We start from the raw sequence: 9,291 nt of genomic DNA on the forward strand, positions 1-9,291 counted from the left end.
TCGTCGCGGTTTACTATACCCATACCCACAACCTTCGCGTCCCAAACTAACCCGTCGCCCGGGTAAAAGTCAGCTCTAAAATGAGTACTTTTGTATACGTATAATGCTGAGTTGGTATGCCTGCCCCCGTAAACGAACGCCTTGCTCTTGCCCATCAATTTGTTCTGCACACGAATCGCAATATTTTCCTGACCGGTAAGGCAGGAACGGGCAAAACAACGTTTTTACATCAGGTCAAACAGCTAAGTGCCAAGCGTCTGGCTGTCGTTGCCCCTACGGGTGTAGCGGCTATTAATGCTGGTGGTGTAACGATCCATTCGCTGTTTCAATTGCCTTTTGGCCCATTGATACCGGGCTCCACATTGCGGGAAAGCCGGAAGTTCAACAAAGAAAAAATCCGCCTTCTTCGAACCCTCGACCTACTCATCATCGACGAAATCAGTATGGTCCGGGCCGATGTTCTGGATGGTATCGATGAAGTGCTCCGTCGGTATCGAAACAACAGCCAGCCATTTGGAGGTGTTCAGCTTCTGCTGATTGGCGATATGCAGCAATTGCCGCCCGTGATCCGGGATGAAGAGTGGGAGCTACTGAAGCCTTATTACGAAACCGGCTACTTTTTCGGCAGTAAAGCGCTCAGTCATACCCCCTACATCTCGATCGAACTAACGCATATTTACCGACAGGCTGATGCCCGGTTCGTGAGTCTGCTGAATAGCATTCGCGAAAAAACGATTACCCGCGATCAGCTTGCAGACCTTAACCAACGTTTTATCCCCAATTTTGCTCCCCGTGATGATGAAGGCTACATTACTTTATCGACGCACAACACGACAGCCCAGCAAATCAACAGCCATAAGCTCAACAGCCTTAAAACAGCCCTCCACACCTTTGAGGCTAGTATAGACGGCGATTTTCCGGCTACGATTTACCCAACCGAAGCCAGTCTTGAGCTAAAAGTGGGGGCTCAGGTAATGTTTATCAAAAACGACATCTCGCGCGAGAAGCGATACTACAACGGCAAGATCGGGCAGATCGTCGATATTGACGACGATATTATTTACGTCCGAAGCGGAGATGATGAGGTGATCGATGTGCTCCCTGCCGACTGGACCAACCTCCGGTATAGCCTCGATCCAACAACCAAAGAAATCAAGGCCGAAGCCATTGGTACATTCCGGCAGGTCCCGCTCAGGCTTGCCTGGGCCATCACCATCCATAAGAGCCAGGGCCTTACGTTTGAGAAAGCCATTATCGATGCCTCAGGTGCCTTTGCACACGGGCAGGTGTACGTAGCTCTGAGCCGCTGTAAAACACTCGACGGGCTGGTATTACGGTCGCCCATTCCGTCGCACAGCATCAAAACGGAGCAGACTCTGGAAGACTTCCACGATGAACTCATTCAACTGACCCCCACTGATGCGCAGCTGCAGGAGTCGAAACGAACCAACCAGCAGCAGTTGCTTCTGGACCTGTTTTCATTCGAACGTGCCAGTTCCCTGCTTTATCGTTGCCGACGGGTGGTTAATGAACATACCAGCAGTGTCGATCCCGAATGTGGGCCTATTATTACGCAACTGACCGAACGTGTACGCGACAAGGCTCGTGAGATTAGCATTCGCTTTCAAAAGCAATTGACCACCTATTTTGCCGACGAACGGCTACCCGAAGAAAATACCGATCTACAGGAGCGTATCCGCAAGGCCGTTGCCTATTTCCAGGCATTGCTGAGCGATGAGTTATTGCCATTACTTCGCGGCTGCCCTACCGACTGCGATAATAAGCAGGTACGGGAATTATTGCTGGAAGTGCTGGATGAACTCGAAAAAGAGTTGTTTGTTAAGCTGCGTACTTTTGAGAGTTGCCAAAACGGTTTCGACGCGCTGGCGTACTTGCAGGCTCGCAACCATGCCGAGCTGGACTTCCAGCCCGAACGCAAAAACCTTGATCTGCAAACGGAAAGTACGGTCGAAAAATCGGGACGTGGTGGGCTGTATGGTGCTTTGATGAAATGGCGCAACGATCTGGCTGGCGAGCACGACACGTCAGGATATATGGTACTTCCTCAGAAAACCATTGCCGAACTGGCCCGTCTGCGTCCGACAACACTCGAAGAGCTTCTGACGATCAAAGGGTTTGGCAAAACCAAAGTGAAGCAGATCGGGCAGGAAGTGCTGGCCATCATTAAAGCCTATCTTGAACGGCTCAAATCTTCAAAAGAGTTGAAAGAGAAAAAGGCTAAAGAACCGAAAGAGCCTAAAATTCCATCGACCACGCAGACTCTCGCCCTGTTTCAGGCGGGCAAAACCATTCCTGAAATCGCGACCGAACGAGGATTTGCCATTTCTACTATTGAAGGGCATCTGGCTCAATGCATCAATCGGGGGGAGTTAACTGTCGATGCCGTTTTACCTTCCGACCGAATCCGGCTTATTCGTTCATACATCGAAACGACTCCATCGGCCACATTTACCGAACTGATCCAGGCCATCGGCAATGGGGTCACCTACAGCGAAATCCGGTTTGTAAACAGCGCCATTCGGGCCGAAATGGGCGAGGTTGACCAGGAAGCCTAATAGCCTCCATAAAACTTCCGCAGCCCCCATTCAATTGCAACCAGGGTGAGTACGACGAAGAATAACCATTTCCAGTTGATCAACTCGTTCATCTCCTCCGTGCTGGTCAACCGAGCGGGGTGCGACCGATTAGTCAGGGTCTTAACAAGATCATCCATGCGATTGATGGCATAGAACTGCCCTCCCGTTTGCTGCGACAACTGACGCAACATCCCGTGATCGGCCGTTGTGTTAAGCGCTTCCAGTTGCAGATCGCGCACGACAAACTGCCCCGACGATTGTTCGGCCTTATCATTGATCGTGACCGTTGCCTTAAAGCGATACGCCCCTTCCGGCAATCGGCTGATTTCGAAACGGCGATTTGTAGACGTCGGTGTATAGTTGAATGAGCGTGTTATGCCTTTTTCGTCGCTGATTTCCAGCCGAACAGGTTTATCAAATATCTCTTCGTAGATGTCGTTGTAGAGTTCGGTTTCGAAGATAACTTTTTCACCTGCTACAAACTCATTCCGAATTGGATAGACGCGCAGTTTACGCCGATCTTCCTTCACCGAAATCAGTTGAATCACCTTCTGAATCAGTTCATCCACAACATCCTGCTTATCGGTCAGGGCGTATTCTTCCAGGCGCCACGACCAAAGCCCTTCTCCAGCCAAAACGGCCGTTTTGCGAGGACTGGTTACGTTTAGAGCCAGCAACGGTTTGGCGGTTTTGATGCTACCCACCTGCTGCCATAGTACTACTTCACTACCGGGCTGTAAGCGATACTCACCATACGGCACCAACATGGGTGGCAGCTTGGAAAGAATTTCGAGTTTGGCCGGATCAAGGTTCAACTGCCGGAATTCGGGGTTAAATACCCCAGTCACCTTGTCGCTCTGATTCGGTTGCGCCGAAACCTGAACCACCGAATTGGAGGTATTGAACGGCCCCATCGACGACTGATTCCCAAGTACGAACAATACAGGGGTATTTTTTGAAAATAATTTCTGTATCAATGGATTACCAATTCCACCATTATCAGGAATCTGGTGCAGTATTATCAGATCGTAGGTTTTTTCGGCAGGGGGACGGTCCGCCGATGCGGTTGCTTCGGCAGGCGTTCCCGTCAGAATACGAACATCGAGTTCGTAGTTCTGATTACGTTCCAGAATGTTACGAATGGCTTTCACATCGGGATGTGGGGCCAGTGCCAACAGGAGTACTTTTTCTTTCCCGTCAATCACGTCCAGATACACATCCTGGCGATTGTTTCGGGTACTGAATTCACCCGGTTGCGGTAGTATTTCTACTACGTAGTGCTGAACGCCTTTCTGGGTAGCTGTAGCCTGGAAATTAACCTGATTGAAGGTTTCGTTCTTGTTAAAATTTACCGATTGCCGACCTAATTCCTTTCCATTCTGCCGAAGTACAACCGTTGCACTTCGTCCCAGAAAACCATTACTCACTATTTCGGCCTGTACCGGAAACTGATTACCCAGATACGCAATTCGGTTGGCGATGATGCCCCTAAGCTGTATATCTTTTTTCGCAACGGTATCCCCCAAGCCTACCGTCTGTACTGCAAACGGATATTGCCCAAACGTTGGCGACACCCCCTGGTTAAAAATGCCATCGGTCACCAGCACCACATCGGTCAGGTTACGCCCTTCATAATCCGAACGAATACCCGCGAGCAGCCCCGACAGATCGGTGGTTCGGCGCGTAAATGGTATCTGTGTCAAATCGCCATTAGTAGCCGTATCGGCTAAAGTTCGGATCGACACGTCCAGGCCCTTGTCGGCCAATTGCTGACGAAGCGTTTGCAAGCCTACCAACGCTTTATCCAGATTAGGCCGCCCTGCTCCCGCTATAGACTCTGAGTTATCGATAGCCAGCACCACTTTCGGCTTTTCAGTCAGTGTACGCAGGCTCCGAATCAGCGGGTTCAGCAACAAGAAGCAAAGAAAACTAACCACTACGAAGCGCAGAGCGGCTAGTCCGTATGTCGTTCGCTTGTCGAAACCACCAACGGTTGCTCCACTACCTGCCAGGCGTGGCAATGGCTGGTACATAGCGAAGGCATACACGGCCCCAACAAGCAAACAAACGAAAATCCACCAGGGCGAGGACTGAAAGATAAAATCCATTTTTTTAGGAGTGCGAAGCAAGGAGTGAGTAATACGATTACTCACTCTTCACCACTAGGTTAACATTCCCCCATCCACTTGCAGCACCTGGCCGGTGATGTAGCGGGAGAGGTCAGATGCCAGGAAAACGGCACAATCTGCCACTTCGTCGGGTTGGCCACCCCGCTTCATGGGAATCTGCTGTTTCCAGTCTTCAAGGGCCTTCTCATTGATTTCGCCGGTCATTTCGGTTTCGATAAAACCCGGCGCAATGGCATTGGAACGAATATTCCGCGAGCCTAATTCCAGGGCCACCGATTTGGTAAATCCAATGATTCCTGCTTTCGAAGCCGCATAGTTGGCTTGCCCTGCATTGCCCCGGATACCCACTACCGATGTGATATTGATAATCGAACCCGATTTTGCCTTCATCATCGGCTTGGTAGCCGCTTTGGTCAGGTTAAAGACCGACTTTAAATTAACGTTAATTACGGTGTCCCATTGTTCTTCCGACATCCGCATTAACAGGCCATCACGGGTAATTCCGGCATTGTTGATCAATACATCGAGCTTCCCAAAATCAGCGATCACCTGACTCACCAGTTCTTCGGCAGCCTGATAATTGGAAGCATCCGAGCGATAGCCTTTCACCTGTCCGCCAAAGGCGCGTAGTTCGTCTTCCAATGCCTGACCTTTTTCCACGCTCGACAAATAGGTAAAGGCAACGGTAGCCCCTTCCTGAGCAAATTTCTGGGCCATAGCCCGGCCGATTCCGCGTGATGCCCCTGTAATCAGGGCTACTTTTCCTGTTAGTAAATTCATTTTAAAATAAAGAGCAAAAAGAGAAAGAGTGAAAGAGCGAACGAGTGAAAGAGCGATAAACTGCTGGATAGCTTCACTCGTTCACCCGTTCACTCTTCCGCTCCTTTTTTACAGTGCCAAAAATAGCAGTTTGGGTGTAAATGACAAGGCTCCATAGGGTTGTTACAAGACATATCGAAGCGCAAAGTTTCCGGTAAACCCGGCTGAAATTCCGCCGTTCCAGGTTTTGGTTTCGCCCGATTGACCAGACCTGCCCGATGGCAAATACGTGAGCGAAGCGTTTGCCAGCGATGTTTCAACAATAAAGCGTTGGCCTATCATGTAGGCTAAGCCAACCCGAACCGCGCCATTAACCGAAAATCCACTGTAATCACCTGACGTATAGTGCATATACCCGGATTCTATGCGCGTATAGGGCGTCAGGCGCGTTGGCAACCAATACTGTTGAAAGTAGGGTAAAATGCCCAGCGTCCATTGCGTATCCGTACTACCTTGACTACCTGGTGCATTAACACTTGTCAACTGATTGGTACTATAGGCAATAGGAATACTGATTCCAAGTAAGTTATTTTTTCCAATGAAATAACCCAATGATGGACTGAATGCATATTGGTTAGTAACTGACTGATACGAAACAGCTCCTACTTCAGCATCCTGATTGGTTCGCTGATTAGTTACCGATAATCCGCCTTCCAAAACCCATCTACCTGCATTTGTTTGTGGGTTTTCCTGCTGTTCCTGAACACCTGCCATTCGCCCAGGGCCTGTCCAGTACACTAAACCAGCGCTCAATCCGGCTGTCGACAAGGGAAATGAGTTGGCTCTTGCCAGCAACTGGACACCTATTCGACTGTTTAGTAGATAGTTAACGCCGGCTTCTACGGTTGGCGTAATGTTGACGGTTCTACTTCTTTGCCCGGCCTCGACCAATTGACCATTGTTATTAAAATACGATAGTTTACTTCCATACATGGTGACGGCAATCCCGGCGCCAGCAAACAAATAAACGGAGCCTACCTGCCAGTAACGCCGTATAAATGGTTTGGCCGTAGCTGAGTAGGTTGTATTCGAATAGGTTCGATTAGGATCATCCGCCAGATTCTGCTGGCTCTGCGTTATGGTTCCGGAAAGCGAGAGCCCTGCCAACCAATTATCTTTCCAGAAACGCCCAGCGGTTATGTCGAGCGCAGGTGTCCAGGTGGTTTGTTTACTCGTCGGCCCTGTGTTGGAGTAAACTGAGAACGGCCGCGTTTGTCGGCTGTACGTCCCCGAAATGCTACCGCTAAGAATGCCATTCCCTTTCTGAATCTGGGCATACAAATCGTTCAGGCAGAGCAGCCCCAAAAGTGCTATTAGCAGTCTTTTCATAACGTATATCGTCTTATTTCTATAGATTCACCAGCTTGTATCGACTATATTCTTCGTTTACAAAGCAATCTATACCTTTTGTTTATCCTATCCTCTAAAAACATATTAAATAATGTTAATTGCTGATGAGTCCAGATTTTCTGACTAACTCCTGACGAAAGTCGTTTGCGATTGCCGTACCAGCCCCTTACTTTGTCACAGGAATTATGGAGTACTTTGCCCATCACATTCCTCAAACCTTAATCAAGCCAATTCCCTGAGCCTTTCAACGAATCTCGCCATGCTACGCATCTTACTCCTTATACAACTAACGGCTTCAATTGCCTTTGCCCAGAAAATTCATTCACACAACGATTATGCCAAGGCTCGTCCTTTCATGAATGCATACGAGCAAAAAGCGGATTTCATCGAAGCAGACATCTGGCTCCAGAATGGAAAATTGGTCGTTTCGCACGATAAACCAGGTCCCCAGGCGCCTACACTCGACTCACTTTATCTGCAACCCATTGTCCGGCTTTTTCGCCAATTTAAAGACAAGCCCAGTGCCGACCGTGATTATACATTTAATCTGGTGGTTGATGTAAAAGACAACCCAACCGAAATACTTCCTTTGCTGATCAGCCTATTAGAGCAGAATCTACCCGTTTTCAACCGCGCAGCAAACCCGAAAGCGATACAGGTGATTATTAGCGGCAATCGGCCTAAAATTCCCAATTATTTTGATTACCCATTACTCCAGTTCGATGGCCGTCCAAGCGAAGTGTATGATGAAGAAACCCTTCAGCGCATCGCTCTCATCAGCGATAATTTCCAACTGTACTCGCACTGGGATGGCAACGGTGAGCTTTCGGACGAAGACCGTGAAAAGCTCAAACGGGTGATCAAAAGGGCCCATAACGATAAAAAACCCATTCGTTTCTGGGCCATTCCCGATACCCCTAATGCCTGGAAACAATTAAAGAAACTCGGTGTAGACGTCATCAATACCGATAAAGTGGCGGAGTGCGTGCAGGCAATGCGATGATTCGAATTTTTACCAATTGAAAACCAATTCTCCCTAATGGAAGCCGTTATCTTCTGCGGAATTCAGGCAGCCGGCAAAACAACATTTTACAAAGAGTATTTCTTAAAAACACATGTTCGGCTATCGCTTGATCTGCTCAAAACGCGGCACCGTGAAAGACGTTTTTTAGAAGTCTGTATTCAAACACAGCAATCTTTCGTCGTAGACAACACAAATCCTGGGAAAGCGGATAGAAAAAAATATATTCTCGATGCTAAAGCAAACGGGTTTACTATTATTGGTTATTATTTTCAATCAAAAATTAGTGATTCAATACAAAGAAATAGCCAGAGGCAGGTTAAAGAAAATATTCCTATAGCAGGTATCAAAGGAACATTCAGTAGATTAGAAATTCCTGAACTTACTGAGGGATTTGATAAACTATACTATGTAGAAATAACCGACGGTAAGTTTCTTATTAAAGAATGGGCAAATGAAATTTGATGAATTAGATCGAAAGATGCGGGTTTATGAAACTTCCCATGATCGATGCATACTACCCAATATGTTTATCATTGCCCGGATGGATGGAAGGGGATTCACAAAGCTTACAAAAGAAGTTCATTCATTTGAAGCCCCGTTTGATGAGAGGTTCAGGAATTATATGATAGAAACAGTTAAGCACCTTATGACTTGCGGGTTTAACATTATCTATGGTTTTACTGAAAGTGATGAAATATCATTACTATTTCATGCACACGAAACTGCTTTTGGGCGAAAAACAAGAAAGTTGATTTCAGTGCTAGCTGGAGAAGCTAGTGCAAAATTTTCAACTTCATTAGGTGGTATTGGCGCATTTGATTGCCGACTTTCAGAGCTTCCAAATCAACAACTTGTGGTCGACTATTTTCGATGGAGAAATGAGGATGCCCACAGAAACGCATTAAATGCTCATTGCTATTGGCGCTTAAGACAAGACAACTTTACCCAAAGTCAGGCAACAGCGCGAATAAAAGGACTGGGCATTGCTGATAAGAACGAGTTATTGTTTCAATATGGGATTAATTTCAACGAATTACCAAATTGGCAAAAAAGGGGCATTGGTATTTACTGGCAGGATATTCAAAAAGAGGTCTTTGACCCTTTAGAGTATGTTGGGAAATCATCTTTGGCAATAAGTCTCGATTCGTTGTAACATGATCTGGCTATTGGCCAGATACAGCCAACTGACCGAAGAAGATGCTGTATGCTCATAGTCTTTGACGATTCTCCGAAAATAGTTCGTCCAGGCAATGCTTCGTTCCACTACCCATCGTTTGGCCACCGGTACAAAACCTTGGGCTGATTCAGGCCGCGACGCTTTCTCAAAATCGATACTCCAACGGTCAAGCTCTTGAGCAAACACGCCGTTGTA

At 47.6% G+C, this 9,291-nt stretch carries 7 protein-coding genes and 1 pseudogene; 4 read left to right on the forward strand and 4 right to left on the reverse strand.

From position 1 onward, the window contains the following. The first annotated feature begins 116 nt into the window (after positions 1-116). Positions 117-2,576: a helix-turn-helix domain-containing protein gene (locus B153_RS0122390; protein ID WP_020598986.1), complete on the forward strand. Its 2,460-nt coding sequence runs from the start codon at positions 117-119 to the stop codon at positions 2,574-2,576. Here the strand turns inward: B153_RS0122390 and B153_RS0122395 are convergent. From B153_RS0122395 to B153_RS0122405, 3 genes are all read right to left on the reverse strand, one after another. Next, entirely contained in the window at positions 2,573-4,705 is a 2,133-nt protein-coding gene (locus B153_RS0122395) for a hypothetical protein (protein ID WP_020598987.1), read from the reverse strand. The two genes, B153_RS0122390 and B153_RS0122395, sit on opposite strands and share 4 nt — an antisense overlap. A gap of 54 nt (positions 4,706-4,759) precedes the next feature. Beyond that, a complete protein-coding gene (fabG, locus tag B153_RS0122400) occupies positions 4,760-5,506 on the reverse strand; it encodes a 3-oxoacyl-[acyl-carrier-protein] reductase (protein WP_020598988.1) in 747 nt (248 codons plus the stop codon). 162 nt (positions 5,507-5,668) lie between these two features. Continuing rightward, entirely contained in the window at positions 5,669-6,874 is a 1,206-nt protein-coding gene (locus B153_RS0122405; RefSeq protein WP_020598989.1) for a hypothetical protein, read from the reverse strand. A 280-nt stretch (positions 6,875-7,154) separates the two neighbouring features. Between B153_RS0122405 and B153_RS0122410 the strand changes: the two genes are divergently transcribed. Genes B153_RS0122410 through B153_RS0122420 form a run of 3 tightly spaced genes read left to right on the forward strand, consistent with a single transcriptional unit; the run spans position 7,155 to position 9,072 of the window. Next, positions 7,155-7,898: a phosphatidylinositol-specific phospholipase C/glycerophosphodiester phosphodiesterase family protein gene (locus B153_RS0122410; RefSeq protein WP_020598990.1), complete on the forward strand. Its 744-nt coding sequence runs from the start codon at positions 7,155-7,157 to the stop codon at positions 7,896-7,898. A gap of 36 nt (positions 7,899-7,934) precedes the next feature. Further along, complete coding sequence (locus B153_RS0122415; protein WP_020598991.1) at positions 7,935-8,381, forward strand: ATP-binding protein; 447 nt, start codon at positions 7,935-7,937, stop codon at positions 8,379-8,381. Positions 8,382-8,397: 16 nt separating this feature from the next. Further along, positions 8,398-9,072 carry a tRNA(His) guanylyltransferase Thg1 family protein gene (locus B153_RS0122420; RefSeq protein WP_281167751.1) on the forward strand — a complete coding sequence of 225 codons (675 nt, stop codon included), beginning with the start codon at positions 8,398-8,400 and terminating at the stop codon, positions 9,070-9,072. Here B153_RS0122420 and B153_RS37360 read toward each other — a convergent pair. Beyond that, positions 9,040-9,291 (reverse strand): annotated as a pseudogene (locus B153_RS37360) (IS5 family transposase); the annotation flags it as partial. The gene B153_RS0122420 and the pseudogene B153_RS37360 sit on opposite strands and share 33 nt — an antisense overlap.

This window comes from Spirosoma panaciterrae DSM 21099 (genome assembly GCF_000374025.1).
Lineage (GTDB): Bacteria > Bacteroidota > Bacteroidia > Cytophagales > Spirosomataceae > Spirosoma > Spirosoma panaciterrae.